The organism is Chromobacterium haemolyticum (assembly GCF_009936155.1).
Taxonomy (GTDB): Bacteria; Pseudomonadota; Gammaproteobacteria; order Burkholderiales; family Chromobacteriaceae; genus Chromobacterium; species Chromobacterium haemolyticum.
Genome location: NZ_AP019312.1, coordinates 3,985,282 through 4,011,644 on the forward strand (window position 1 = coordinate 3,985,282; position 26,363 = coordinate 4,011,644).

Sequence of the window (26,363 nt, forward strand, 5' to 3'; positions counted from 1 at the left end):
GGCATCCTGTTGTCCATTGAAAACATAAGAGCCCATAGCCGATGAGCACGCCACAACACACCCCGATGATGCAGCAATACCTGGCCATCAAACGCGAACACGCAGACAAGCTGGTTTTCTATCGCATGGGGGACTTCTACGAACTGTTCTATGAGGACGCGGAGAAGGCGGCGCGCTTGCTCGACATCACCCTGACCACCCGCGGCGCCAGCGGCGGCAACCCGATCAAGATGGCCGGCGTGCCCTACCATGCCGCCGAAGGCTATCTGGCACGGCTGGTCAAGATGGGCGAGTCCGTCGCCATCGCCGAGCAGATTGGCGATCCGGCCTTGTCCAAGGGCCCGGTGGAACGCAAGGTGGTGCGCATCGTCACCCCCGGCACCCTGACCGACGCCGCGTTGCTGGACGACAAGCGCGACAATCTGGTGATGGCGGTCAATATGGTCAAGGGCGTGCTGGGCCTGGCCTGGCTATCGCTCGCCAGCGGCGAATTCAAGGTGCTGCAGACCCGGGTCGATGACCTGCACAGCGAATTGGAACGCTTGAAGCCGGCCGAACTGGTGATCCCGGACGATACCGGCCTCAATGTGTTCGAAACCGTGGCCACGCCCAAGAAAAAGCTGCCGCCGTGGCAGTTCGACATCGAGTCGGCGCAGATGACGCTGACCCGGCACTTCGGCACCCGCGACTTGGCCGGCTTCGGCGCCGACACCCTGCCAGTGGCGGTGGGCGCCGCCGGCGCGCTGCTGGAGTACGTCAAGACTACTCAGAGCGTCAACCCGGCTCATATCGCCAATCTGGCGGTGGAGGACGCCGGCGAGTTGATCCGCATGGACGGCGCCACCCGCCGTAACCTGGAACTGACCGAAACCATACGCGGCGAGCCGTCTCCGACGCTGGCCTCGCTGCTGGACGGCTGCGCCACCAGCATGGGCAGCCGTCTGCTGCGCCATTGGCTGCATCACCCCATCCGCAGTCACGGCAAGCTGTCGCGCCGGCTGGAAGCGGTGCGCGCCTTGCTGCCGGCCTACGACGACGCCCATGCCCAGCTGCGCGAAGTGGCTGACATCGAACGCATCACCGCCCGCATCGCCCTGCGCAGCGCCCGCCCGCGCGACCTGGCCGCGCTGCGCGATTCGCTGAAGGCGTTGACCGGCGTCAAACGGCTGGCCGCCAATCTCGACGCAGAACTGCTGGGCGAACTGGCGCGCCTGCTGCCGGACGATTCCCCAGTGGAAACCATGCTCAGCCAGGCCATCCTGCCCGAGCCCTCCACCTTCCTTCGCGACGGCGGCGTGATCAATCACGGCCTCAACGCCACGCTGGACGAATTGCGCGCGATCCAGACCGACTGCGGCGCCTTTCTGCTGGCGCTGGAAGCCCGCGAAAAAGAACGCACCGGCATCCCCACCCTGAAAGTGGAGTTCAACCGCGTGCACGGCTTCTACATCGAAGTTACCAAGGCTCAAGGCGACAAGGTGCCGGACGACTACCGCCGCCGCCAGACGCTGAAGAACGCCGAGCGCTACATCACGCCTGAACTGAAGGAGTTCGAAGACAAGGCGCTGTCCGCGCAAGACCGCGCGCTGGCGCTGGAAAAGCAACTGTACGAAGACCTGCTGGACCAGCTGGCGCCGCACATACCCGACCTGAAGCTGATAGCGCAAGCGGTGGCCGGACTAGACGTGCTGTCCGCCTTCGCCGAGCGCGCCAGCGTCAACAACTACGTGGAGCCGGAGTTCGTGGCCGAGCCGCGGCTGGAAATCATCGAAGGCCGCCACCCTGTGGTGGAGGCGGAAGTGGAACGCTTCATCGCCAACGACACCCGGCTGTCCGACACCCGCAAACTGCTGCTGATCACTGGCCCGAACATGGGCGGTAAATCCACCTATATGCGCCAGAACGCGCTGATTACGCTGATGGCGCACGTCGGCAGCTTCGTACCGGCCCAACGCGCGGTGATTGGACCGATAGACCGTATCTTCACCCGCATCGGCGCTTCCGACGACCTGGCCGGCGGCCGCTCCACCTTCATGGTGGAGATGACCGAAACCGCCAACATCCTCAACAACGCCTCCGAACACTCGTTGGTGCTGATGGATGAAGTGGGCCGCGGCACCTCCACTTTCGACGGCCTGGCGCTGGCCTGGGCCATCGCCAAGGCGCTGATAGAGAAAAGCCGCGCCTATACGCTGTTCGCCACCCATTATTTCGAGCTGACCAGCCTGGAAAGCGAGTACCCCAGCGTCGCCAACGTCCACCTGTCCGCCGTGGAGCACAAGGACCGCATCGTGTTTTTGCACCATGTGGAGGAAGGCCCGGCCAGCCAGAGCTATGGCTTGGCGGTGGCTCAGCTGGCCGGCGTGCCCGGCAAAGTGATCCGCGAGGCACGTCGCTATCTGACTGAATTGGAGAACCACTCCGCCAGCCGCGTGCAACCAGACCTATTTATCAGTTTACCCGCAACGACAACTGTGGAACCTGAAGCGAATCCGGCAGTCGAACGCCTTCTGGAGGTCGATCTAGACGATCTCTCGCCACGGGAAGCCCAGGCCCTGCTCTATGAATTAAAGAAACTGGCCAAATGACCAGGCCAGACCCGGGGACGTTTCCTATATTACTAGAAGGTAACATCCGAGACAGGAGCAACAACAATGTCGCTTGAAAACACTGCCACCGCCCCGGGCCTGGTCACACTGTTCAGTCAGGTCACGGACGATGGAAGCATTGCCCTTTCCTCCATCCGCGAGCGGGCCAACCTCGAATTGTCCAGCTTCGCCGAACTGGCGAGCCAACAATTGCAACAGCTGGACATCAGCATGCCGCCTGCGATCAGCCTGATCAGCACGCCGGCCTGCCAGCTGGACTTGGAAAACAACCATCCGCATGCCGAGGAAATCCGGACCTGGTTGCAGGGCAATGACAACATCACCCGAAAATTCAAGGAAGTGGAAGTACTGTACGAGATCGTGCGCGCCGCGGAAAGCATAGGCGAAACCTTCCCGGAAAGCTCAACCTTCCACATCGGCTTAACCAGCGCCGGGCCCATCGCCTACTTCGAGGACAGCCATCGCCCTTAACGTCGGCACAACCAAGTTGCTCGCGCTCAACACCCAAAACGGGGAAGCTTTCGCTTCCCCGTTTTTCTTGTCCTAATCCTCCCTTGGCCAGGCCGCCCGCTCCCGCCGGTAAAACCGCGGATAAGCATTGAGGAAACGCATCTCCTCCGGATAAGGGTAAAAATCTTCGATGTGGCCGGCGCGGATGCGGCGCTGGCGCAGCTGCCAAAACTCGGGACTCAGCAAATCCCGGTGATGGCGCAGAAAAACCTGCCTGACCTCGGGGTCGCCCAATAGAAAAACGCCGAACTCCTCGGGAAACACATCATTGCGCGCCACCGGGTACCAAACCTCGCCGGACATTTCCATTTCCGGGTTAGGCGCCTCCGGAATCCGCCGGAAATAGCAGTCGCTCAGGTATTCGATCTCGTCGTAGTCGTAGAAAATTACCCGCCCGTAACGCGTCACGCCAAAATTCTTGAACAACATGTCGCCGGGGAAAATATTCGCCGCCGCCAGCTCCTTGATCGCCAAGCCGTAATCGCGCACCGCCCGCGCCTTCTCCGCCGGTTCGCAACTCATCAGGTAGAGATTCAACGGCTTCAGCCGCCGCTCGATGTACAAGTGCTTGATCACCACCTGCTCAGCGCCCTCCTCCATCATCGACGGCGCTTGCTCGCGCAACTCCCGCAGCAATTCTTCGGTGAAGCGCGCCTTGGGAAACGCCACATTGGAAAACTCCAGCGTATCCGCCAGCCGTCCCACTCGGTCATGGCGCTTCACCAGCTGGTACTTTGCCTTCACCGTGGCCCGGTCCACCTCCTTGGGTCCGCCGAACACGTCCTTGATCAGCTTGAACACATAGGGATAGGACGGCAGAGTGAATACCAGCATCACCAGGCCGCGGATGCCGGGCGCGATGACGAAGCTGTCGTTGGAATGTTTCAGGTGCTGGATGAAATCGCGGTAGAAGGTGTTCTTGCCCTGTTTCTGCAGCCCCAGCATGGTGTAGAGCTCGGCCTTGGTCTTGCCCGGCAGCATCCCTCTCAGGAACTGCACATAAGCGGACGGCACCTCCATATCCACCAGGAAGTAAGCGCGGCTGAAGGAGAACAGCACGCCGATGCGCCAGGGCTCCAGCAGCAAGGTATCCAGGTACAGCCCGCCCAGTGCGTCGTGCAATACCGGGACTGCGAATGGGTAATGCGCGCCGCCGTTGATGACCTTGCCGAATACATAAGCGGTCTTATTGCGGTAGAACGGCGACGACAACACCTGTATCTGACAATTGGCCTCCGGCTGCGGCCAGCCCCCCTCCAGAAAGGACTCCGCCTGGCGCAACAGCAGAGCGATGTCCCGCCGCAGCCAGGTGAACGGCCGCCGCCAGCCAAAGTCCTCGACGATGCGCCGCAATGCTCGCCGCAGGCCCTCGCGCGCGGGGTAATAGCTGCGGTAGGACGGCGGGTCTGACTCGATGTACTCGGTGGAGATCGCCGGCCGGATGAAGATGAAATCGTTGTTGAAGTAATCGCGGTGCAAGATGCGGGTGAACACGGAATTGAAGAAGGTTTCCGCGCACTCCGGTTGCTTGTGATTGGCCAACAGGCCGATGAAGTAAAGCTTGGCCTGCTGCCAGATCTCGTCGTCCAGCAGATCGGCGTGGAATTCGCCATGCAGCCTCGCCACCGTTTCCGCCACCCGTTCGTCGTAGAACTGGATACGGTCGCGAACCGCCTTTTGCACCCCTTGCCAGTCCCCGGACTCGAACAAATCCTTGGCGCCGCGATTACACTCGCGGAACAGGCGGTAATGCTTGTCGAAACCGTCCACCAGCGCCTGTGCGATATCGCGCGCCACCGGGTTGTAGTACTCGGGAATCTGCATGCGCTCGCCCTCTGGAATCGCCAACGGCCGCGCCCTCGCTCAGGGCTTGCGCGGACCTCCGCGCCGGTCCCCGCCGACGCCGCGCGGCTGCGCGCCGGGCTTGGCGATGCGCTGAGCATGCGACACCCTCGGCAAATCCGCAAGATCCACCTCCAGCTCGCGCATCTCCCCCGGCTGCAGGCCGTCCAGCGTCCACGGTCCTATCGCCGCCCGCACCAGGCGCAACGTCGGCAGCCCCACTTTAGCGGTCATGCGCCGCACCTGGCGATTCTTGCCCTCGCTGATGACGATCTCCAGCCAGCCGTCCGGTACCGTCTTGCGAAAACGCACCGGCGGCGTGCGTTCCCACAGCGCGGGCGCGTCGATGCGCCGCGCCTGCGCCGGCTGGGTGGTGAAATCGCCCAGGTCGACGCCGCGGCGCAGTTGCTCCAGTTGTTCGTCGCGGATCTGTCCCTCCACCTGCACCCAATAGGTCTTGGGCAGCTTCCAGCGCGGATTGGCGATGCGGTGTTGCAATTCGCCGTCGCCCGTCAAAAGCAGCAGGCCTTCGCTGTCGGTGTCCAGCCTGCCCGCCGGGTACACGCCCGGCAACGGCACGCAGGACTTGAGCGTCGGATGCTTGGGATGCTCTGAAAACTGGCAGATGACGCCGTAGGGCTTGTTGAGCAGGATGAGTCGGGACATGGCATGAAGAGCGGCGAGAAAAGAATGAGGCGAATGATACAAGAGCCTGCCGCCGCGCGCCGCAAGTTTGCCGGCGAAGACGCTCCGGGCGCGGCCTATAATTCGCATTCGAACCGCCGCCGCGCAGTTATCAAGCATAAAAGTTCAAATGCGCAGCGAGCCAAGCGCGCGCGGAGAGGTATAATTCGCTTTTGAAAATTACCCGAGAGTCTCCGGACCGTGTTCAGGCCGCGTCGCCTGAACCGCCATCCGCCTTTCCAAGGTCTTTCCATGCGCCGGCAGCGCCCTGCGCAACCGTTCTGTCGTCACAAGATAAAAGGAGATAGAGTAATGCCTTCGGAACAGCCCAAAATCATCTACACCCTGACCGACGAAGCGCCGGCGCTGGCAACCAGCGCCTTCCTGCCTGTCGTGCAAGCCTTCGCCGGCTCCGCCGGCATTGAAGTCGCCACTGCCGATATTTCGCTGGCCGCGCGCGTCCTGGCCGAATTCCCCGACTATCTGGCCGACGAACAGAAAGTGCCGAACACGCTGGCCGAGCTGGGCAAACTGACCCAGCACCCCGACACCAACATCATCAAGCTGCCCAATATCAGCGCCTCCGTGGCCCAATTGATCGCCTGCGTCAAAGAATTGCAGGCCAAGGGCTACCCGCTGCCGGACTATCCGGAAAACCCGGCCTCCGACGCCGACAAAGCCATTAAGGACCGCTACGCCAAATGCCTAGGTTCCGCGGTGAACCCCGTGCTGCGCGAAGGCAATTCCGATCGTCGCGCGCCGCTGGCGGTGAAAAACTACGCCAAGAAGCATCCGCACTCGATGGGCGAATGGAAGCAGTGGTCGCAAACCCACGTCTCCCATATGCACCACGGCGACTTCTACCACGGCGAGAAGTCGATGACGCTGGACAAGGCGCGCGACGTGAAGATGGAACTGACCACCAAGAGCGGCCAGACCATCGTGCTCAAACCCAAAGTCGCGCTGCAGGCCGGAGAGATCATCGACTCCATGTTCATGAGCAAGAAGGCGCTGTGCGACTTCTACGAGCGTGAAATGGAAGACTGCCGCGAATCCGGCATCCTGTTCTCCCTGCACGTCAAAGCCACCATGATGAAGGTGTCCCACCCCATCGTGTTCGGCCACTGCGTCAAGATCTACTACAAGGAAGCCTTCGAAAAACACGGCAAGCTGTTCGAAGAGCTGGGCGTCAACGTCAACAACGGCATGGCCACTCTGTACGAGAAAATCGAAACCCTGCCGGCTTCCAAGCGTGAAGAAATCATCCGCGACCTGCACGCCTGCCAGGAGCACCGCCCGCGCCTGGCCATGGTGGATTCGGCCAAGGGCATCACCAACTTCCACTCGCCCAACGACGTGATCGTGGATGCCTCGATGCCGGCGATGATACGTGCTGGCGGCAAGATGTGGGGGGCCGACGGCAAACCTTACGACGCCAAGGCCGTCATGCCGGAGTCCACCTTCGCCCGCATTTATCAGGAGATGATTAACTTCTGCAAATGGCACGGCAATTTTGATCCCAAAACCATGGGCACCGTGCCCAACGTCGGCCTGATGGCGCAGAAGGCCGAAGAGTACGGCTCCCACGACAAAACTTTTGAAATCCAGGAAGATGGCGTCGCCAACATCGTCGACCTCGCCACCGGCGAAGTGCTGCTGTCGCAGAACGTCGAGCAAGGCGATATCTGGCGCATGTGCCAGGTGAAGGACGCGCCGATCCGCGATTGGGTCAAGCTGGCCGTCACCCGCGCCCGCAACTCCGGTATGCCGGCGGTGTTCTGGCTGGACCCGTACCGCCCGCACGAGAACGAACTGATCAAGAAGGTCCACGCCTACCTGAAGGATCACGACACCAGCGGCCTGGAAATCCACATCATGTCCCAGGTTCGCGCAATGCGTTACACCCTGGAGCGCGTGGCGCGCGGCCTGGACACCATCTCGGTGACCGGCAACATCCTGCGCGACTACCTGACCGACCTGTTCCCCATCATGGAACTGGGCACCTCGGCCAAAATGCTGTCCATCGTGCCCCTGATGGCCGGCGGCGGCATGTACGAGACCGGCGCAGGCGGTTCCGCGCCCAAGCACGTGCAACAGCTGCTGGAAGAAAACCATCTGCGTTGGGACAGCCTGGGCGAGTTCCTGGCGCTGGCGGTGTCCTTGGAAGAACTGGGCATCAAGACAGGCAACGGCAAAGCCAAGATCTTGGCCAAGACGCTGGACCTCGCCACCGGCAAACTGCTGGACGAGAACAAGTCCCCGTCGCGCCGCACCGGCGAGCTGGACAATCGCGGCAGCCAGTTCTACCTGACCCTGTACTGGGCCCAGGCACTGGCGGAACAGTCCGAGGACAAAGAGCTGCAGGCCCGCTTCGCCCCGCTCGCCCAAAACCTGGCTAGCAACGAGCAGAAAATCCTGGACGAGTTGAAAGCCGTGCAGGGCAAGGCGGCCGACATCGGCGGCTATTACCATCCCGACGCGGCCAAGTGCGGCGCCGTGATGCGCCCAAGCGCCAGCTTCAATGCCGCGCTGGCCGCCGTGCTCGGCTAAGCCCTTCCCAGTCCCCCCGGGAACTTCCCGTCCGACAAAACGCCAAGACCTATGTCTTGGCGTTTTTTTTTGCGCCGTGTCAGCGACGCAGGCGGCAAGCTTTTCATGATTTTTCATAGATAATCAAAATACGAGCCTGCCCAGCGGCGTGCCGTTGCGCACCCCACCCTCAGGAGAGAAAGTATGAGCGTCACCCATATCAAGGTTCCGGCTAACGGCGAGAAGATCATCCCCGGCCGGCCGGCGCCCGACCATCCGATCATTCCTTTCATCGAAGGCGACGGCATAGGCGTGGACATCACCCCGGTAATGATCAAGGTGATAGACGCCGCGGTGACCAAAGCCTATGGCGGCAAGAAAAAGATTCATTGGATGGAAGTGTACGCCGGCGAAAAATCCACCCGGCTCTATGGCCCGGATGAATGGCTGCCGAAAGAAACCTTCGACGCATTGAAAACGTATTCAGTGTCCATCAAAGGACCGATGACCACCCCGGTGGGCGGCGGCATCCGTTCGCTCAACGTGGCGCTGCGCCAGGAGCTGGACCTGTACCAGTGCGTGCGTCCGGTGCGTTACTTCAAGGGCGTGCCCTCGCCGCTGAAACAGCCGGAACTGACCGATATGGTGATCTTCCGAGAGAATACCGAAGACATCTATGCCGGCATCGAATGGCAAGCGGGCAGCGACGCCGCCAAGAAAGTAATCGCCTTCCTTCAGGACGAAATGGGCGTGAAGAAGATTCGCTTTCCAGAATCATCGGGCATCGGCATCAAGCCGGTGTCCAAAGACGGCACCGAACGCCTGGTGCGCGCAGCCATCCGCTACGCGATAGACAACGACCGCAAGAGCGTGACCATCGTGCACAAGGGCAACATCATGAAGTATACCGAGGGCGGCTTCCGCGACTGGGCCTACGCTCTGGCGAAGGACGAATTCGGCGCGACGCCTGTCGATGGCGGCCCGTGGTGCGCGTTCAAAAACCCGAAGACTGGCCGCGACATCATGGTCAAGGACGCCATCGCCGACGCCTTCCTGCAGCAAATCCTGCTGCGCCCGGCGGAATACGACGTGGTGGCCACGCTGAACCTGAACGGCGACTACATCTCCGACGCGCTAGCCGCGCAGGTGGGCGGCATCGGCATCGCGCCCGGCGCCAACATTTCGGATCAATACGCGGTGTTTGAAGCCACCCACGGCACAGCGCCCAAATACGCGGGCCAGGACAAAGTCAATCCCGGCTCGCTGATCCTGTCCGCAGAAATGATGCTGCGCCACCTCGGTTGGAAGGAGGCCGCCGATCTGGTGATCAAGGCGATGGAAGCCGCCATCGCCGACAAGCAGGTGACTTACGACTTCGCCCGCCTGATGGACGGGGCCGTCGAAGTCAGCTGCTCCGCTTTTGGCGACGCGATGATCGCGCAAATGTAAAAAATCGCGGCGACACAAAAAGCCCGCGTTGCCGCGGGCTTTTTGAATTGGAGACCCTGCCGGCCTCAACGCCGCAGGTAATCGACGAAGGCGTAAGCCAGGCCATCGGCGCTGACGTGCGCCTCGCGGCTGTCCTCGCGCCAGAGTTCGGCGGACACCTCGGGGAAATGGGCGTCGCCCGGATACTCTCCTGCGATCTCGGTCAGCCGCAGGCAGTCCGCGCTGGAGATCGCCTGGCGGTACAGCTCGGCGCCGCCGATCAAACACACCTCTTCCACCGCGCCGGCCAAAGCCAGCGCCTGCTCCAGCGAATGCGCGGCCTCCGCGCCGTCGGCGCTCCAATCCGCTTGGCGCGTCACCACGATGTTGCGGCGGCCCGGCAAGGGCCGGCCGATCGAATCCCAGGTCTTGCGGCCCATGATCACCGGCTTGCCCAGCGTCACCGCCTTGAAATGCTTGAGATCCTCCGGCAAATGCCAAGGCAAGCGGTTGTCTATGCCTATCACCCGCTTGGCCGCCATCGCCGCCACCAGGGTCAAGCGCGGCCTTTCCACCGCCGTCATACCGCCACCGCCGCTTTGATGTGCGGATGCGGATCGTAGCCTTCCAGTTCGAAATCCTCGAACTTGAAGCCGAAGATATCCTTGACCTGCGGATTGAGTTTGAGCGTCGGCAAGGCGCGCGGCTCGCGCGACAGTTGCAGCTCGGCCTGCTCCAGATGGTTGCTGTACAGGTGCGCATCGCCCAGGGTATGCACAAACTCGCCCGCTTGCAGCCCGCACACTTGTGCCATCATCATGGTCAGCAAGGCGTAACTGGCGATATTGAAGGGCACCCCCAGGAAGATATCGGCGGAGCGCTGATAGAGCTGGCAGGACAGCTTGCCGTCGGCCACGTAGAACTGGAACAGGCTGTGGCAGGGCGGCAGCGCCATCTCATCCACCAGCGCCGGGTTCCAGGCCGACACGATCAAGCGGCGCGAATCCGGATTGTTCTTGATCATCGCCACCACATTGGCGATCTGGTCGATGTGGCGGCCGTCCGGCGCAGGCCAACTGCGCCACTGGTAGCCGTAGACCGGCCCCAAATCGCCGTTTTCGTCTGCCCACTCATCCCAGATCGACACGCCGTTTTCCTTCAGATAGTGGATATTGGTGTCGCCGGACAGGAACCACAGCAGTTCGTGGATGATGGAACGCAGATGGCATTTCTTGGTGGTGATCAGCGGAAAACCCTGTTGCAGGTCGAAGCGCATCTGGTGGCCGAATACCGAACGGGTGCCGGTGCCGGTGCGGTCGGACTTGTCGTGGCCATGTTCCAGCACATGGCGCATCAGGTCGAGATACTGTCGCATTGTGTTCATTCCATCGTTGACGCCGCCATTGTACCCGACTTGAAGCCGCCTCGGAAAAGCTGGCCCGGCCTCGCCGCTTCGGCTACCATTCTCTTTAAAATCAAGACAGAAGCATGAAACACCGGACATGGCTGAAGATTCCGACCTCGAACGCACCGAACCCGCCACCGCGAAACGGCTGGGCCTCGCCCGCGAAGACGGCAACATCCCCCGCTCGCGGGAACTGACCACCTTCGCCATCACCATGGCCGGCGTGGCGCTGCTGATGGCCCAGGGCGGCCATATCGCCGCCAATCTGGCGCAGACCATGCGCGCCCTGCTCACCTTTGACCAAACCACGGTGCGCAATGTGGAGCCGGCGCTGCTCCGCTTCAAGGAAACCATATTCAGCGCGCTGTGGAGCCTGGCTCCGCTGCTGACCGGCCTGGCGCTGGTGGCGCTGTTCGTGCCCATGCTGGTGGGCGGCTGGAACCTCACTTTCAAAGCGATCGAGCCCAAATTCAGCAAACTCAACCCGCTGCCCGGCATCAAGCGCATGTTCTCCGTCAACGCCGCCACCGAGGCCGTCAAGGCTATTCTCAAAAGCGTGCTGATCGGAGGCATCGCCACCTGGTTCATCTGGCGCGAACGCACTGAGATCATAGGCTTGATTTCCATGCCCCTGCCTACCGGCATCGCCAAGATGACAGATATGATCATCACCACCTTCTTCGTGGTGACTTCGGCGATGATTCTGCTGGTGGCTATCGACGTGCCGTTTCAGCTGTGGAGCTATCACAAGAAACTGCGCATGACCAAGGAAGAGGTCAAGCAGGAATACAAGGAAGCCGAAGGCTCGCCCGAGGTCAAAGGCCGCATCCGCCAAATGCAGCGCGAAGCCGCCCGCAAACGCATGATGCAGGAGATCCCCAGCGCCAACGTCATCGTCACCAACCCTACCCACTACGCGGTGGCGATCAAGTACGACGACGGCATGCGCGCGCCGCAAGTGGTGGCCAAGGGTTCGCTTAAGCTGGCGGAAAAAATCATAGACACCGGCAAAGAGCACCGCGTCATCGTCATGCGCTCGCCCAGCTTCGCCCGCGCGCTGTACTTCCACGCCGAGCTAGGCGACGACATCCCCGCCAAGCTCTACGCCGCCGCCGCCCAAGTGCTGGCCTATGTGTTCCAGCTCAAGAGCTACCAGGACAACGGCGGCCTGGCCCCGGTGTTCCCGGACCAGTTGGACGTGCCCGCCGAACTTGACCCGCAAAGCAAACGCCAGCAAGATGCGACGCCACCATAATGATAAGGTCGACGAACCGATTCGACCGGCTTGAGCCATAAATCCAGCATGGACTCCATACTAGACATACTGAAGCGCTTCAAAGTCACCCAGTTGGCCGGCCCCGTGCTCATCATCCTGATTCTGGCGATGATGGTGCTGCCGCTGCCTCCGGTGCTGCTGGACATTTTCTTCACTTTCAACATCGCCGTCTCGGTGATTGTGTTGCTGGTGGGGATCAACGTGCGCAAACCGCTGGACTTTTCCGCCTTCCCCACCGTGCTGCTGGTCACCACCCTGCTGCGGCTGTCGCTGAACGTAGCCTCCAGCCGGGTGATTCTGCTGGAGGGGCACTCCGGGCCGGACGCAGCCGGCAAGGTGATCGAATCCTTCGCCCACTTCCTGATCGGCGACAACGTCGCCATCGGCATCGTGGTGTTCGTCATCATCACCATCATCAACTTCGTGGTGATCACCAAGGGCGCCGGCCGCATCGCCGAAGTGAGCGCCCGCTTCACGCTGGACGCGATGCCCGGCAAACAGATGGCGATCGACGCCGACCTCAACGCCGGCCTGATCGGCGAGGACGAAGCGCGCACGCGCCGCTCCACCATCGCGGAGGAAGCCAACTTCTTCGGCGCGATGGACGGTGCCTCCAAGTTCGTGCGCGGCGACGCCATGGCCGGCATCCTGATCATCGTCATCAATATCTTAGGCGGTCTGATCGTCGGCATGGTCCAGCATGATCTGGACGCCGGCGTCGCCGCCAAGACCTACACTCTGCTGACCATCGGCGACGGTCTGGTGGCGCAAATCCCCGCACTCATCATCTCCACCGCCGCCGGCATCGTGGTGTCGCGCGTGGGCACCGACAAGGACATGTCCGAGCAATTCCTCGGCCAGATGTTCACCAAACCTCAAGTGCTGTACATCACCGCCGCGGTGATAGGCATGGTCGGCCTGATTCCCAATATGCCGCACTTCTCCTTCCTGCTGATCGCCGGCAGCCTGGGCCTGCTGGGCTGGGTGATGGAGAAACGCCAGAAAGCCGAGGCACTGCAGGCCGAACAGCAGCAACAGGCCGCGCCGCCGCCGGAACACACCACGACGGAAGTAAGCTGGAACGATGTGCAGCACGTGGACCAACTGGGCATGGAGGTGGGTTACCGGCTGATTCCGCTGGTGGACCGCAGCCAAGACGGGGAGCTGCTACGCCGCATCCGCGGCATCCGCAAAAAAATTGCGCAGGAGCTGGGCTTTCTGGTGCCGCCGGTCCATATCCGCGACAACCTGGAAATCAAGCCCAACGCCTACCGCATCCTGCTCAAGGGCGTGGAGCTGGGCACCGGCGAAGCCTTCATCGGTCAATACCTGGCCATCAATCCAGGCCGGGTCAACGGCGAGCTCACCGGCACTCCCACCACCGATCCGGCCTTCGGCCTGCCGGCGATCTGGATAGACGCCGGCAAGCGCGAAGAGGCGCAGAGCCTGGGCTACACAGTGGTGGACGCCAGCACCGTGGTGGCCACCCACATCTCCAACTTGCTGCAGACCCACGCGGCGGAGCTGCTGGGCCGTGAGGAAGTGCAGGCCTTGATTGATCACCAGGCCAAGGAGTCGCCGAAGCTGATCGAAGACCTGGTGCCCAAGGTGGTGCCGGTGGGCACGCTGCAAAAAGTGCTGCAGCAGTTGTTGACCGAAGGCATCCACATCCGCGATTTCCGCACCATACTGGAAACGCTGGCCGATCACGTGACCACCACCCAGGACATCGACGAGCTGACCAACATCGTCCGCACCGCCTTGTCCCGCGTCATCGTCCAGCAATTATTTCCCGGCGAGCAAGAATTACCCTTGATGACCCTGGAACCGACATTGGAAAATGTGCTGATGCAGGCGGTCCAGTCCAAGACCGGAGGCGGCCTGGAACCCGGCCTGGCGGAAAATCTGCTGGCCAGCGCCGCCCAGGAAACCGAACAAGTGGAAATTCAAGGGTACAATCCGGTACTCTTGACCGCGCCGGGCCTGCGGCCCTTGCTCGCGCGCTTCTTGCGCCGCGCGCTGCCGCAGCTGCGTGTTATTTCTCATAATGAGATACCGGACAATAAATCAATTCGTATAATTGCTGTAATTGGGGGAAGCAAGGGCTAATCGAACATGGTGGTGAAAAAGTTTTTCGGCAAAACCACGCGTGACGCGCTCAGACAAGTTCGAGAAGAACTGGGCGCGGACGCCCTGATTTTGTCCAACCGCCCCACCATGGGCGGAGGGGTGGAAATCATGGCGGTGGCGGACGCCGACGTCGCCAACCTCGCCACCAACCTGGCCACCTCCTCCAGCAAGCACCCGCCGCGCAACGCGCCGCCGGTGGTCAACCGCGCGCCCTCGCCGCTGCCCACCCCGGCCGGAGCGGCAGTCAACCGCGCCATCGCCCGCACTTACGCGATGCCGGTTGAGCCGCTGGACAGCCCGCCGCCGCCGCGCATCGAGGCGCAGCAACCGCGCCAGCGCATTGAACCGGCCTTTGCGCCGGAACCCCAAGCCGCGCCCCGGCCGGCCCAGCCATCCTATCCGCCGCAGCAATACGCGCAAACCGCGCCGCAAGCCGCCGCCGCGCCGCGCGCGCAAGCGCCGGCTCCAAGCGCCCCGCCGCCCCGCCCCGCCGCGCCTCCCGTCGCGAACAACGGCGAGGAGCCGGAGGTGATGGCTCAGGAGCTCAAGCAGATCGGCGACGAGATCAAGCTGCTGCGCAGCCTGCTGCAAAGCCAGCTGGCCAGCTTCGCCTGGTCCGATATGGAAGGCAAGGCGCCCAATCGCCTCGAATTGTTCAAGCACCTGCTGGCCATGGGTTTTTCCGCCCACCTGATCCGCCAACTGATCGAAAAGATGCCGGCTCAATATGAGGCCGAGGTCGCGGTCAAATGGGCGCGCTCGGCGCTGATGCACAACCTGAAGTGCGCGGACTCCGACAAGGAGATCATGGACCGCGGCGGCATCTACGCGCTGGTCGGCCCCACCGGCGTGGGTAAAACCACCACCGTGGCCAAGCTGGCGGCGCGCGCCACCATGCGCTTCGGCGCCCAGCATGTGGCTTTGATCACCACCGACAGCTACCGGATCGGCGCTCAGGACCAATTGCGCATTTACGGCAAGATTCTCGGCATCCCGGTGTTCTCCATCCAGAACGAGGGCGATCTGCAGCTAACGCTGGCGGATCTTTCCAACCGCCACATCGTCTTCATCGACACCGTGGGCATGGGCCAGCGCGACGCCCGAGTACTGGCGCAGATTGAAATGTTCCGCACCGCCGGCCGGCCGATAGAGCGGCTGCTGCTGCTGGCCTCCAACGCCGACGGCCAGACGCTGGAAGACGTGGTGCGCCGCTATCGCGGCGACGGCCTCACCGGCTGCGTCTTGTCCAAAATAGACGAATCCGTGGCGATGGGCCCCAGCTTGGACGTAATCATCCGCAACCGGCTGCGTCTGTTCTACATCACCAACGGACAGCGCGTGCCGGAAGACCTGCACGCCGCCCACGCCGGCTTCCTAGTGGACCGCGCGATGCGCTCGCAGCAGCAGCATTCCCCCTTCACCCTTCAGGCCGACGAACTGCCCATCATGAACGCGGCCCAGGCCGGATGGCTATAAGCGCGATGCAGGATCAAGCCGCCAGCCTCCGCCTGCTCAGCGCCCGGTCCGCGCGCGCGCCTAGCTTCGCCTTCATCGGTTCCGCCAGCGCCGGCGCCAGCACTCTGGCCACCGAACTGGCGCTGGGCCTGGCCTACGCCGGCCAGCGGCCGCTGCTGGTGGACTGCACGCTGGGCCAAGTGCAGGCGCGCCGGCTGGGCGTGCCCACCACCGCCACGCTGGAAAGCCAGGTGCTGACCCTGGGCGGGCTGGATGAGATGATGGTGAGCTCGCGCCAAGGCATTCAGTTGATCAATCTCTACGCGCGCCCGGAAGAGCGCGCGCTGTTCTCCGCCCAGTTGTGGCTGCGCTTGGGCAGCGAGTTCGCCGCGCTGGAGCGCGACGCCTCGGTGTTATTGGTTGACGCCCCCAGCCCCGCTCACGACCCGGTGCCCGCCAGCGTGGCGGACAATTTGGTATTAGTGCTCACGCCGGCGGCGGAGTCGCTGACAACGGCCTACGCTAATATCAAGAGGTTGTCCGGCAGCTACGGCCGCCAGCGCTTCAATGTGCTGATCAACCGCGCGCGCCATCTGGAGGAAGCGCGCGAACTGTTCACCCGGCTGTCCGCCGCCACCGGCGAATTCTTGTCGGTATCGCTGCGCTGGGTGGGCTTTGTGCCGATGGACAACGCGGTGCGCCGCAGCCAGACGCTGCGCCGGCCGCTGATGGAGGCGTTTCCTGACAGCGAGGCCGCGATGGCCTTCTCTCAGCTGGCCGCAGTGCTGCCGCAGTGGGACACCCAGGAAACGCCGCGCAGCGGCACCGGATTCATGGATTTGTTGATTGCCGCCTCGCGCGATTGGGCCGAGGCGGATGGAGTCAAACCGCTATGACCTTGCCGTCCTTACGCCGAACCGGCTACGCCGCCGCCTCGCCTCCCGTCGAAATCGACGTGGAGGCCTACGCGCCGCTGGTCAAGAAGCTGGCCGGCATGATGATCGCCCGCCTGCCGGCCTCGGTCGACATCGACGATCTGATCCAGGTCGGCGTCATCGGCCTGATCGAGGCCGCGCGCCAGTTCGATCCGGCCCAGGGCGTCATGTTCGAAACCTTCGCCAGCCAACGAGTGCGCGGCGCGATGCTGGACGAACTGCGCCGCGAAGACTGGATGCCGCGCCAAGCGCGCCGTCACTCGCGCCAGATCGAGGACGCCGTCCGCCAGCTGGAACATCAGTTGGGCCGCTCGCCTCTGGAGTCAGAAATCGCCGCTCAAATGGGGCTGGAACTGGAGCAATACCAAGACATGCTCGGCGATTGCCGCGGCATGACCTTGCTGCATTTCGAGGACTTTTCCAACGACGACGGCGACGCGCTGCCCGACGCGGTGGCCAACGTCGCCGACGAGGACTCTCCAGACCCGTTCGCCGCGCTGGCCGACGGCGGCTTCCGCCAAGCGCTGATAGACGGCATCAAGCTGCTGCCGGAACGCGACCAGTTGGTGATGTCCCTGTATTACGAGCAGGAATTGAACCTGAAGGAAATCGGCGCGGTGCTGGGCGTCTCCGAATCGCGGGTCAGCCAACTGCACAGCCAGGCCATCGCCCGGCTGCGCGCGCGCATCAAGGACTGGCTCTGAACCTCCGCGCCCTGACGCGGCATAACATTAAAAACCGGAACTTCGCGTGGATAAAATAAGCATTGTAGCCATTCTGATGGGCCTGACCGCCATTATCGCGGGACAGGCGCTGGAAGGCGGCAACATCGGCTCCCTGATGCAGCTGACCGCCTTCATGATCGTCATCGGCGGCACGGTCAGCGCGGTGATGCTGCAAAGCACGCCCAAGCAATTCGCCGCCGGCGTGCGTATGCTGAAATGGATTTTCCAGCCGCCTGTGCTGGACCACGACAAGATGATCCGCGAGATCATCAACTGGAGCCAGACCGCGCGCAAGGGCGGCCTGCTGGCGCTGGAAGGCTACATCAATCTGCAGAAGGATCCCTTCATCAAGAAGGCGCTGCAAATGCTGGTGGACGGCGCGGAGCCTGACACCCTGCGATCGGTGATGGATGTGGAGATCTCCATGTTCGAGCACGCGCGCAAACAGGCGGCGCGGATCTGGGAATCCGCCGGCGGCTACGCGCCGACCATGGGCATTCTGGGCGCGGTGCTGGGCCTGATCCACGTGATGGAAAACCTGTCGGACCCGTCCAAGCTTGGCGCCGGCATCGCCGTCGCCTTCGTCGCCACCGTTTACGGCGTCGGTTCCGCCAACCTGCTGTTCCTGCCAATCGCCAACAAACTCAAGCACCTGATCGCCTCGGAAGTCGCCTTGAAAGAGCTGGTGGTGGAAGGCCTGGTCTCTATCGCCAACGGCGAAAACCCGCGCATTATTGAAAGCCGGCTCAAGGGCTTCCTGGCGATGCACGAATAAGCCGTCTCTTAGCTTGGCAACGGCCGACGGCGTCCAGCGCATGCTGAATGTCGTCGGCCGTTCGCTATTGAAAGAACTGCTGCAGATAATCGACAAAAGCCCGGACCTTGCCCGGCACATGCCGCCGCGCCGGGTACACCGCCGACAGGTCCAGGCAATGCCAGTCGTAATCGCTGAGCAGCGGCACCAGCGTGCCGTCCGCCAGACCCTGCTCCACCAGAAAGCGCGGCTGCAGAATCACCCCCATGCCGTGGACGGCGGCGTCCGTCAGGATGTCGCCGTTGTTGGCTCGCAGCATGCCCTTGACCCTGACCCGGCCGCTGCTGCCGTCCGGCGCGGTGAAATCCCATAGATTGGGCTGCGCGGTCAGCGCGTACAACAGGCACTGATGCTCGGCCAGATCCGCCGGCTTCGCCGGCGTGCCGCAACGTTGCAGATAACTGGGCGCAGCGACGACCAGATCCCGTATTCGCGCCAGCCGGCGCGCCACCAGGGAAGAGTCGGACAGGTTCGACACCCGCAGACCCAGATCGAAGCCCTCCTCTACCAAGTCCACCCGCCTGTCGTTCAGGTTCAGCTCCACTTCGATCTGCGGATACTGCAGATGAAAACCCGCCACTGCGCGCCCTAGGTAGCGCATGCCGAAGGAAACCGGCGCGGACACCCGCAAACGCCCCACCGGACTGCTGGCGCCCTGCGATAAACGGGCGTCCAGATCGTCAAGCTCGGCCAGCAGTCCGCCGGCCTGTCCCAGATAAGTCTCGCCCGCCTCGGTCAGCGACAAACGCCGCGTGGTGCGGTGCATCAGCCTCACACCCAAACGCCCTTCCAGACTGGACACCAGCTTGGTCACCATCGCTCGCGACAGCTCCAGCCGCTCCGCGGCGGCGGCAAAACTGCCCAACTCCGCCACGCAAACGAAGGCGCGGATTTCCGAAAAGCGGTCCATGATAATTTCCTATTGGTAAACAATATTTTTATTAATAGCGGATTTATTGATTTTTCTCTACATGGTCAAATGCACCCCATCGCAAACTTGATTGGAACCCACCATGAACCGCTTCCAGAACCCCGCCCTCGGCACCCTGATCCTGCGTCTGTCGCTGGGTCTGATGTACTTGTCCCACGGCCTGCTCAAACTGCTGGTGTTCACCCCGGCCGGCACCGCCGGCTACTTCGCCAGCCTGGGCCTGCCCGGCTTTGTCGGCTACCTGGCCATCCTGGCCGAAGTCGGCGGTGGCCTTCTGCTGCTGTCCGGTTTCTTCGCCCGCTGGGTGGCATTGGCGCTGACCCCTCTGCTGCTCGGCACCATCGTGCTGGTGCACGGCGCCCACGGCTGGATGTTCGCCAACGAAGGCGGCGGCTGGGAATACCCGGCCTTCCTGATCGCCGGCTCACTGGCCTTGTTCTTCCTCGGCGACAACAAGCGCCAGGCTTGAAACGTCGGCGCCTCCGGTGCGCGGCAAGGCGGCGGCCCCCGACGGGCCGCCGTTTTTCATTTCAGGCATAACAAAAATGCAACAGCCGCCCCGTTGCCGCGCCCGCGGCCAAGGCGGCTTCTTTTCCACGCAAAATCAATCCCCGCCGCAGCCGTCCCGCTCCCTTCCCCGCCGCCGACGCGCGTACTAGTGCAAATACGTGAATTCCTACTTGCGCAATTTCTTGATTGCCATCAAGCTGCACCGTTATTTCGATGTAGTTTAACTACAATATTGGCATCATATCGCCAGTTGGACAGTAAGCGTCTGTACTGTTGCGGCGCCATGAATGTCACAGTGCCATCGAATCAAGACAGGCCTATCCGTACGGTGTACCCTATCCGGCACGCCACGCGGAACCGCTCATGAAGAAGCAGGCCGACGCTCGTAATAAAACAACTGATAAATTCCCGATCTGAGGAGTTACATATGAGCACACCCTTGCCAAGACTGAAGATCCTCGCCCCCCTCTCCGGGTGGCTGGTCGCCCTGGACACCGTCCCGGATCCGGTGTTCGCCGGCAAGATGGTGGGAGACGGCATCTCGCTGGACCCCACCTCCTGCAGTCTGCTCGCGCCGGTCTCCGGCGTCGTCAGCAATCTCCATTCCGCGCACCACGCGCTCACCATCACCTCGCCCGAAGGCGTGGAAGTCATGGTGCACATCGGCATCGACACCGTCATGCTCAAAGGCCAGGGTTTCCAGCCGCTGGTGGAACAAGGACAGAGCGTCAACGCAGGTCAGGCGCTGATCGACTTCAATCTGGATTTGGTGGCGCGCAACGCGCAAAGCCTGCTGACCCAGATCATCATCACCAACGGCGACGAAACCGTCAGCGCCATGCACCGTGCCAGCGGCCTGGTCGAAGCCGGCAAGACCGCGGTGCTGGAGCTGGAACTGACCGGCGCGGCCGCCGCCGCGGCGCCGACCGGCGGAGCCAAACTGCTGTCGCCGGAAATCGAAATCACCAATCCAGCCGGCCTGCACGCTCGCCCGGCCGCCGTGTTCGCCAGCAAGGCGAAAAGCTTCCAGTCAGACATCCACTTGCTGCTGGACGAACAGTCCGCCAACGCCAAGTCCGTGGTCGGCGTGATGGGCCTGTCCACCCGCAAGGGCGACAAAGTGCGCATCGAAGCCGCCGGCGAGGACGCTGAACAGGCGCTGGCCGAACTGACCCAACTGCTGCTGGACCGCTGCGGCGAGGCCGAAGACGAAGCGCCGGCAGCGCCCGCGCCCATCGCCGCCGCGGCCCAACAACTGGAAAGCGCGGAGTTGCTGGTCGGCGTCGGCGCCTCTCCCGGCCTGGCCATCGGCCGCGTTTACCATCACCGGCTGCAGGAATTCGACGTGCCGGAATTCGGCCAGGGCGCCAGCCTGGAGCAGCAGCACTTCGCCCGCGCCACTGAAGAAGCCGCCCAGCAGATAGACGCGGTCAAGAGTCAACTGACCGACAAAGCCAAACAAGCCATCCTGTCCATGCACCAGGAACTGCTGCAAGACCCGGACCTGCTGGCGCAAACCTACGCCGGCCTGGCGGACGGCAAATCCGCCGCCTGGTCCTGGCGCGCCGCCTTCAGTTCCTACTCCGCGCGCCTGGAAGCGCAAGACAACGCACTGCTGCGAGAGCGCGCCAACGACATCCGCGACGTGGGCCGCCGGGTGCTGGCCTTGCTGGCAGGCATCAAACAGGCCAGCCTGGACGTGCCGGCCGGCTCCATTCTAATCGCGGAAGACCTGACTCCATCCGACACCGCCGCGCTGGATCCCAAAAAAGTGCGGGGTTTCTGTACCCGCACCGGCGGCGCCACCAGCCACGTGGCCATCCTGGCCCGTTCGCTGGGCATCCCGGCGATCTGTGGCATCTCCCAAGCCGCGCTGGCCCTGCCCGACAGCGAACAAGTCATCATCGACGGCGGCCGCGGCACGCTGCGCATCGCGCCGAACGCCGAGCAACTGGCCACCGCAGAGGCGGAGATCGCGCAAATCGCGGAACGCCGCGCGGCCGAGGCGGCGATGTCGCAGCGGGAAGCCCGCACCAGCGACGGCGTCCGCATCGAAGTGGTGGCCAATATCCGCAACGCCGCCGACGCGCGCGAAGCGGTGGCTATGGGTGCCGAGGGCGTCGGCCTGCTGCGTTCGGAGTTCCTGTTCGACAACCGCGACACCCCGCCCAGCGAGCAGGAACAGGCGGAGGAATACTGTGCGGTGGCCCGTGCGCTGGGCACGGAACGCCCATTGGTGGTGCGCACGCTGGACGTGGGCGGCGACAAGCCCTTGTCTTACCTGCCCCTGCCCAAGGAAGACAACCCCTTCCTGGGCTTGCGCGGCATCCGCGTCAGCCTGGAACGTCCGGACCTGCTACGCACCCAATTGCGCGCCATCTTGCAGGCCGCGCCGCTGACCCGCTTGCACATCATGTTCCCGATGGTGGCCTCGCTGGACGAACTGCGCGCCGCCAAGGCCGTGCTGGCCGAAGAGCAGGCCGCAAGCGGCAGACAAGACGTCAAAGTGGGCATCATGGTGGAAGTGCCTTCCGCCGCCGTCATGGCCGCGCGCTTCGCGCCTGAAGTGGACTTCTTCTCCATAGGCACCAACGACCTGACTCAGTACGTGCTGGCGATGGACCGCGGCCACCCGCAGCTGGCCAAGCAAGCCGACGCGCTGCACCCGGCGGTGCTGGCGATGATCGCGATGACCTGCGACGGCGCCCGCGCCCACGGCAAATGGGTGGGCATCTGCGGCGGCCTCGCCTCGGACGAACGCGCCGCGCCGCTGCTGGTGGGCATGGGCGTCACCGAGCTGTCGGTCAGCACCCCGGCGCTGGCCGCGGTCAAGGCCACGCTGTCGCGCTGGAGCGCGGCGGAGTGCCGGACCCTGGCGCAGCAGGCGCTGGCCCTGTCCACGGCGAGCGAAGTCCGCGAGCATCTGAACGCGCAAGCTCGATAAACGAAACTCTCCGGTCATCCGGAGCGATGTGGGGCGGCGAACGCCGCCCGCTATTTCCTACGCTGTTGAGCAAGGAATGAACCACCATGTTTAGTCAATCATTCGCATTTCTGCAAAAGATCGGCAAAGCGCTGATGCTGCCGGTGGCCGTGCTGCCGGTAGCCGGCCTGCTGCTGGGCATAGGCGCCACCGATTTCCACACCCAGAGCACCGTGGCGCTGGCCATCCTGTCGCTGATGAAAAACGCCGGCGACGTGATCTTCGGCAATCTGCCGCTGATCTTCGCCGTCGGCGTGGCGCTGGGCTTTACCGAGAACGATGGCGTGGCCGCGATCGCCGCGGTGATCGGCCATCTGGTCACCACCGTCACACTAGGGGTGATGGCCGGCCTGATGGGCGTCAAACCCGATACCATCATGGGCTTGCCGTCGATACAGACCGGCGTGTTCGGCGGCATTCTCGCCGGCGGACTGGCGGCGTATATGTTCAACCGCTATTACCGGATCAAATTGCCCGAATATCTGGGCTTCTTCGCCGGCAAGCGCTTTGTGCCCATCGTCACCGCCATCAGCGCCATCGCGCTGGGCGTGGCTCTGTCCTTCATCTGGCCGCCGATAGGCAACGCCATCAAGAGCTTCTCGCAGTGGGCCGCGGTCAGCGATCCGCGCACCGCCGCCACCGTCTACGGCTTTGTCGAGCGTCTGCTGTTGCCCTTTGGCCTGCACCACATCTGGAACGTGCCCTTCTTCTTTGAAATCGGCGCCTTCCCCGACGCGGTAAGCGGCAAAATGATACACGGCGACATCAACCGCTTCTTCGCCGGCGACCCCACCGCGGGCATCCTGTCCGGGGCCTTCCTGTTCAAGATGTTCGGCCTGCCGGCCGCGGCCATCGCCATCTGGCATTCGGCCAAACCGGAGAACCGCGTCAAAGTGGGCGGCATCATGATTTCCGCCGCTCTAACGTCCTTCCTCACCGGCATCACCGAGCCCATCGAATTCTCCTTCCTGTTCGTGGCGCCGGTGCTGTATTTCCTCCATGCCTGCCTGGCGGCGTCGGCGCAATTCATCGCCAACACCCTGGACATGCACATGGGCTTCACCTTCTCCCAGGGCGGCATCGATTTCCTGATGTTCAACCTGATCGGAGACAAGGCCAAGCACGCCTGGTACGTGTTCATCCTCGGTCCGATCTACGCGGCCATCTACTACGGGGTGTTCCGCTTCGTCATCGCCAAGTTCAACCTGAAAACCCCGGGCCGCGAGGACGAGAGCGCCGATGCAGGCGAAACAGTCAGCGAAGACGCGCGCGCGCGCGAATTGGTGCTGGCCTTTGGCGGCCGCAGCAACATCAGCAGCCTGGACGCCTGCATCACCCGCCTGCGCATCGCGGTGCGGGAACCCGCCAAGGTGAATCAGGCCAAGCTCAAGAGCATGGGCGCATCCGGCGTGGTGGTAGTGGGCACCGGCATCCAGGCCATCTTCGGCCCGCAGTCGGAAAACCTGAAAACCGATATGGAAATCTATCTGCGCGGCGCCGGCGCGGACGCCGAAGTCGACGCGCCCGCCAGCGCGCCGGCTCCAGTGCTTCATGCCGCAACACCGACGCCCGCCGCCGATCAGAACCAGGCCGCGGCGCTGCTCCAGGCGCTGGGCGGCGCGGCCAATCTGGCCAAGGTGGAAGCCATCGCCCATACCCGCTTGCGCGTGGAGCTGAAACAGGGCGCGCTGTTCAATCAGGACGCCGCTCGCGCGGCCGGCGTGGCGGCGATGCAGGAAGTGGCTCCCGGCGTCTGGCACCTGATCGTCGGCGACCGGGCCGCCGGCCTGGCGCAAGCGCTGCAAGACTGAACGGGCGCGCCCCGACATGCAAAACGCCAGCGCTTGCGCTGGCGTTTTTTATTGGAACTCCGTTTACGACTACAAGGCGAACAACTCGCGCAAATGGCGGGCCACCCCTGCCTCGCGGTTGCTGCCTATGCGCGGCACATCCGGCAGTTGCTCTGCCAGACGAGCCTGGGCGTTGCCCATCATCCGCGGGTGGCCGGCAGTGCGCAGCAGTTCGATATCGTTTTGGCCGTCGCCGAAAGCCAGGCAATGCGCCTTATCCAGGCCCAAATCCGCCAACACCAGCTCCAGCGCGTGGCCTTTGGATACGCCGGGCGCCATCACTTCCAGGCAGTCGTCGGCCGAGAAAGTAATGTACAGCTCATCGCCAAAGGCCTGGTGCAGCTTGCGCTCCACCTCCAGCAAATGCGCGTGCTCGCCGATGTAGAGCACTTTGCCCACGCCCGAGCCGCTGTGCCCGGCCAGATCCGCCAATTGATAGCGCAAACCGGAATCGGCGTGGAAATTGAGCAGATACTGGCAAGGCTGATCAATCAGCCAAGCGTCGTCCAGATAGAAGTTCAGTACCGTGCCGGCAGCGAATTCCGGCTGCGCCAGCCTGCGCACCAAGGCGGGATCGATATCCTGGCGATGCACCAGCTTGTCGTCGGGATCATGGACCCGAGCGCCGTTGGAAGTAATCAGGTGAGCCCGGATGCCCAGCGCCTGACGAATGCCCTGCACATCCAGATAATGGCGGCCGGTGGCGATGGCGAATCGCACGCCGCGCGCCTGCAAGGTCTGCAACGTGGCGGCGGTGAACGGGTCCACCGCGTGGTTGGGGTCCAGCAAGGTGCCATCCAGATCGGATGCGATGAAGTGATACACCATCAAACTCCCGCGACAACAGAAGCGCATAGTATACGCCCGCTCGGCGGCGCTGCCCATCAATGCGAGCGGGCGCTTTCTGATCCAAACCGGTATCAGTTGGGCGCGGCCTCGCCGCCAAACTGCTCATAGGCCTGCAGCGCCTCCGCCGCGGTCATCAAGGACGGACCGCCGCCCATATAAATAGCCACCTGCAACATCTCCATGAATTCGGCGCGGCTGCAACCCAGCTCCACCAAGGCCTTGGCGTGAAAGGCCAGACAGCCATGACAGCGGTTGGCGATGCCGATGGCCAGCGCAATCAACTCCTTGGTCCGGTTCGACAAGGCGCCGTCCGCGTGCGCGGCACGGCTCATCTGGCCAAAGCCTTTCATGGTTTCCGGGATTTCCTTGCGCAGCTTGCTCAATTCCGCGCCCAGTTCCGCGCTTAGATCGGGGTAATGCTGGCTCATGCTCGTCTCCTCAACATAACAATATATATTATATATAATTATATATTAAATGGCAAGCCAACACCTCATGCAACAAGCCGCTGGCCAGTCGCGGAATCGAACCACCAACTAACCCGAAGCCCTGAGGACGGACGGCATGGCGGCTTGCCATGCTGTCCTGAAGAGCGCCGTTTCGATCCGGCCAATAGGCCTAAACGCCCTCCCTTCCCGGCAAGGCCAGCAAACGCTCCTTACGCGTTTTACGCATGCCCACCAGGCTGATGGCTATCCACAGCACCTGCGCCAGCAAGGACGCCAGATTGAAGGCATAGCACAGCGAGATCAACAACAACACCGCGCCAATCAGGTTGAAGCCGCTGTAGCTGTAGTCGCTCAAGTCCACCAGCCTCCATTGCAGCAGGCTGTAGGCCAATAGATAGAAAAACACGCCGATTAGCCCTATCCAGTCAAACCACATCATGACGCCCCCT

At 62.9% G+C, this 26,363-nt stretch carries 21 protein-coding genes; 13 read left to right on the forward strand and 8 right to left on the reverse strand.

Features of this window, described 5'->3' with window-relative positions:
- Window positions 1-41 precede the first annotated feature (41 nt).
- Together mutS and GYH29_RS18260 are read left to right on the forward strand one after the other, a co-directional pair.
- The gene (gene mutS / locus GYH29_RS18255) at window positions 42-2,588 is read left to right on the forward strand and encodes a DNA mismatch repair protein MutS (protein WP_161524225.1); all 2,547 of its coding nucleotides are present in this window, start codon (window positions 42-44) and stop codon (window positions 2,586-2,588) included.
- A gap of 66 nt (window positions 2,589-2,654) precedes the next feature.
- Complete coding sequence (locus GYH29_RS18260) at window positions 2,655-3,080, forward strand: hypothetical protein (protein WP_019100880.1); 426 nt, start codon at window positions 2,655-2,657, stop codon at window positions 3,078-3,080.
- Window positions 3,081-3,152: 72 nt separating this feature from the next.
- Here the strand turns inward: GYH29_RS18260 and aceK are convergent, their stop codons facing one another.
- Together aceK and GYH29_RS18270 are read right to left on the reverse strand one after the other, a co-directional pair.
- Entirely contained in the window at window positions 3,153-4,943 is a 1,791-nt protein-coding gene (gene aceK, locus GYH29_RS18265; protein ID WP_019100881.1) for a bifunctional isocitrate dehydrogenase kinase/phosphatase, read from the reverse strand.
- A 39-nt stretch (window positions 4,944-4,982) separates the two neighbouring features.
- A complete protein-coding gene (locus tag GYH29_RS18270; protein WP_019100882.1) occupies window positions 4,983-5,627 on the reverse strand; it encodes a pseudouridine synthase in 645 nt (214 codons plus the stop codon).
- A gap of 330 nt (window positions 5,628-5,957) precedes the next feature.
- Between GYH29_RS18270 and GYH29_RS18275 the strand changes: the two genes are divergently transcribed.
- Together GYH29_RS18275 and icd are read left to right on the forward strand one after the other, a co-directional pair.
- Complete coding sequence (locus GYH29_RS18275; RefSeq protein ID WP_081554835.1) at window positions 5,958-8,195, forward strand: NADP-dependent isocitrate dehydrogenase; 2,238 nt, start codon at window positions 5,958-5,960, stop codon at window positions 8,193-8,195.
- A gap of 183 nt (window positions 8,196-8,378) precedes the next feature.
- Complete coding sequence (icd, locus tag GYH29_RS18280) at window positions 8,379-9,623, forward strand: NADP-dependent isocitrate dehydrogenase (protein ID WP_161524226.1); 1,245 nt, start codon at window positions 8,379-8,381, stop codon at window positions 9,621-9,623.
- A gap of 65 nt (window positions 9,624-9,688) precedes the next feature.
- Here the strand turns inward: icd and GYH29_RS18285 are convergent, their stop codons facing one another.
- On the reverse strand, window positions 9,689-10,186 hold the full coding sequence (locus GYH29_RS18285; protein WP_174243648.1) for a dihydrofolate reductase: 498 nt from the start codon (window positions 10,184-10,186) through the stop codon (window positions 9,689-9,691).
- Window positions 10,183-10,977 carry a thymidylate synthase gene (locus tag GYH29_RS18290; protein ID WP_043590788.1) on the reverse strand — a complete coding sequence of 265 codons (795 nt, stop codon included), beginning with the start codon at window positions 10,975-10,977 and terminating at the stop codon, window positions 10,183-10,185. Before GYH29_RS18290 ends, GYH29_RS18285 begins: the two co-directional genes overlap by 4 nt.
- 127 nt (window positions 10,978-11,104) lie before the next feature.
- On the opposite strand from GYH29_RS18290, the gene flhB reads away from it, so the two are divergent.
- From flhB to GYH29_RS18320, 6 genes are read left to right on the forward strand one after another with little or no spacing between them, the layout of a single operon-like run.
- Window positions 11,105-12,262 (forward strand): flagellar biosynthesis protein FlhB, encoded by a 1,158-nt coding sequence (flhB, locus tag GYH29_RS18295; RefSeq protein WP_043590786.1) that lies wholly within the window; start codon window positions 11,105-11,107, stop codon window positions 12,260-12,262.
- Between the two features lie 48 nt (window positions 12,263-12,310).
- On the forward strand, window positions 12,311-14,392 hold the full coding sequence (flhA, locus tag GYH29_RS18300; RefSeq protein ID WP_039756267.1) for a flagellar biosynthesis protein FlhA: 2,082 nt from the start codon (window positions 12,311-12,313) through the stop codon (window positions 14,390-14,392).
- A 6-nt stretch (window positions 14,393-14,398) separates the two neighbouring features.
- Window positions 14,399-15,889, forward strand: coding sequence for a flagellar biosynthesis protein FlhF (gene flhF, locus GYH29_RS18305; protein ID WP_019103716.1), 1,491 nt, complete (start codon window positions 14,399-14,401; stop codon window positions 15,887-15,889).
- Window positions 15,890-15,894: 5 nt separating this feature from the next.
- On the forward strand, window positions 15,895-16,764 hold the full coding sequence (locus GYH29_RS18310) for a MinD/ParA family ATP-binding protein (protein ID WP_043642233.1): 870 nt from the start codon (window positions 15,895-15,897) through the stop codon (window positions 16,762-16,764).
- Complete coding sequence (locus GYH29_RS18315; RefSeq protein WP_043590783.1) at window positions 16,761-17,507, forward strand: RNA polymerase sigma factor FliA; 747 nt, start codon at window positions 16,761-16,763, stop codon at window positions 17,505-17,507. Before GYH29_RS18310 ends, GYH29_RS18315 begins: the two co-directional genes overlap by 4 nt.
- Window positions 17,508-17,553: 46 nt before the next feature.
- Window positions 17,554-18,303, forward strand: a complete 750-nt coding sequence (locus tag GYH29_RS18320; RefSeq protein ID WP_039756256.1) for a flagellar motor protein — start codon at window positions 17,554-17,556, stop codon at window positions 18,301-18,303.
- A gap of 64 nt (window positions 18,304-18,367) precedes the next feature.
- Here the strand turns inward: GYH29_RS18320 and GYH29_RS18325 are convergent, their stop codons facing one another.
- Window positions 18,368-19,252 carry a LysR family transcriptional regulator gene (locus GYH29_RS18325; RefSeq protein WP_019103720.1) on the reverse strand — a complete coding sequence of 295 codons (885 nt, stop codon included), beginning with the start codon at window positions 19,250-19,252 and terminating at the stop codon, window positions 18,368-18,370.
- A gap of 103 nt (window positions 19,253-19,355) precedes the next feature.
- Between GYH29_RS18325 and GYH29_RS18330 the strand changes: the two genes are divergently transcribed.
- The 3 genes from GYH29_RS18330 (at window position 19,356) to ptsG (ending at window position 24,577) form a co-directional block, all read left to right on the forward strand.
- Window positions 19,356-19,742: a DoxX family protein gene (locus tag GYH29_RS18330; protein ID WP_019103721.1), complete on the forward strand. Its 387-nt coding sequence runs from the start codon at window positions 19,356-19,358 to the stop codon at window positions 19,740-19,742.
- A gap of 468 nt (window positions 19,743-20,210) precedes the next feature.
- Window positions 20,211-22,727, forward strand: a complete 2,517-nt coding sequence (gene ptsP, locus GYH29_RS18335; RefSeq protein ID WP_161524227.1) for a phosphoenolpyruvate--protein phosphotransferase — start codon at window positions 20,211-20,213, stop codon at window positions 22,725-22,727.
- A gap of 86 nt (window positions 22,728-22,813) precedes the next feature.
- Window positions 22,814-24,577 (forward strand): PTS glucose transporter subunit IIBC, encoded by a 1,764-nt coding sequence (gene ptsG / locus GYH29_RS18340; protein WP_019103722.1) that lies wholly within the window; start codon window positions 22,814-22,816, stop codon window positions 24,575-24,577.
- 69 nt (window positions 24,578-24,646) lie between these two features.
- Here the strand turns inward: ptsG and GYH29_RS18345 are convergent, their stop codons facing one another.
- The 3 genes from GYH29_RS18345 to GYH29_RS18355 all read right to left on the reverse strand — a co-directional run bounded on the left by GYH29_RS18345 (window position 24,647) and on the right by GYH29_RS18355 (window position 26,353).
- The gene (locus tag GYH29_RS18345) at window positions 24,647-25,444 is read right to left on the reverse strand and encodes a Cof-type HAD-IIB family hydrolase (RefSeq protein WP_198001600.1); all 798 of its coding nucleotides are present in this window, start codon (window positions 25,442-25,444) and stop codon (window positions 24,647-24,649) included.
- 92 nt (window positions 25,445-25,536) lie between these two features.
- Window positions 25,537-25,893: a carboxymuconolactone decarboxylase family protein gene (locus GYH29_RS18350; protein WP_048413425.1), complete on the reverse strand. Its 357-nt coding sequence runs from the start codon at window positions 25,891-25,893 to the stop codon at window positions 25,537-25,539.
- Between the two features lie 190 nt (window positions 25,894-26,083).
- On the reverse strand, window positions 26,084-26,353 hold the full coding sequence (locus GYH29_RS18355; RefSeq protein ID WP_081574205.1) for a CBU_0592 family membrane protein: 270 nt from the start codon (window positions 26,351-26,353) through the stop codon (window positions 26,084-26,086).
- Window positions 26,354-26,363 lie beyond the last annotated feature (10 nt).